Raw genomic sequence first — 1,107 nt, forward strand, 5'->3', positions numbered from 1 at the left:
CTGCCGCTAAGGCTGGGGCACGGGTTGCCGCTAAGGCCGGAGGATGGGTTGCGACGGCGGCTGCTGCTGCCGGTAGCCGGGCTGCCGCTACGGCTGGGGCACGGGTTGCCGCTACGGCTGGGGCACGGGTTGCGGCACGGGCTTCGTCTAGTAGCCGGGCTGGGGCCGGTGCACGTGTTGCGGCCGTTGAGACTGGGGCACGTGCTGCAGCTTCTGCTGGTAGCCAAGCTGCTGGGGGATGGGCTTCTGCCGGTAGCCGGGCTGCCGCTAAGGCTGGGGCACGGGTTGCCGCTAAGGCCGGAGGATGGGTTGCGACGGCGGCTGCTGCTGCCGGTAGCCGGGCTGCCGCTACGGCTGGGGCACGGGTTGCGGCCCGGGCTTCGTCTAGTAGCCGGGCTGGGGCCGGTGCACGTGTTGCGGCCGTTGAGACTGGGGCACGTGCTGCAGCTTCTGCTGGTAGCCAAGCTGCTGGGGGATGGGCTTCTGCCGGCAGCCGGGCTGCCGCTAAGGCTGGGGCACGGGTTGCCGCTAAGGCCGGAGGATGGGTTGCGACGGCGGCTGCTGCTGCTGCCGGTAGCCGGGCTGCCGCTAAGGCTGGGGCACGGGTTGCGGCGGCGGCTTCTGCCGGTAGCCGGGCTGCCGGGGCACGGGCTGTTAATAAATTATCACACAACAAAAACTACAGAGTCATCTATACCCTCCTTTGAAAAACCAACAATTTCTGTTCACAACCACAAGGTCAGTGACTTCAACATATTGCAAGTCAACAGTTCTTCAAAATCATTCAACTTGGTTCAAATATAACACTTTTGAATTTTTGTAGTCTTACATGTAGTGCTTGCCTGAAGCTCTCCAATAATCAACAGCCATAGTAGCACCACACTAAAAAAGAAAGCAAAGTTAACACAACAATCTCACTCATTTTAGACATTGTAAATGTATAATGTTGAGCGCAGAAAGAACCACTTAAAAATTACCGCAGAATAAATCCCATGGTTTCAGCCAGAGATAAGATCAAATGCAAACTGAAATGCCTCTATCTGACTTCACCTGGCTCAACGCAACCAAAAGTCTATCTTCCTTCCACAGTGATGGGGAAACCTGCAG

At 57.7% G+C, this 1,107-nt stretch carries 1 protein-coding gene; it reads left to right on the forward strand.

The features are described from left to right. Nucleotides 1-707: hypothetical protein (locus ACRC27_RS00075; protein ID WP_438638750.1), on the forward strand; the 707-nt coding region annotated here is incomplete at its 5' end. Nucleotides 708-1,107 lie beyond the last annotated feature (400 nt).

This window comes from Plesiomonas sp. (assembly GCF_051650925.1).
Lineage (GTDB): Bacteria > Pseudomonadota > Gammaproteobacteria > Enterobacterales > CAMTGL01 > Plesiomonas.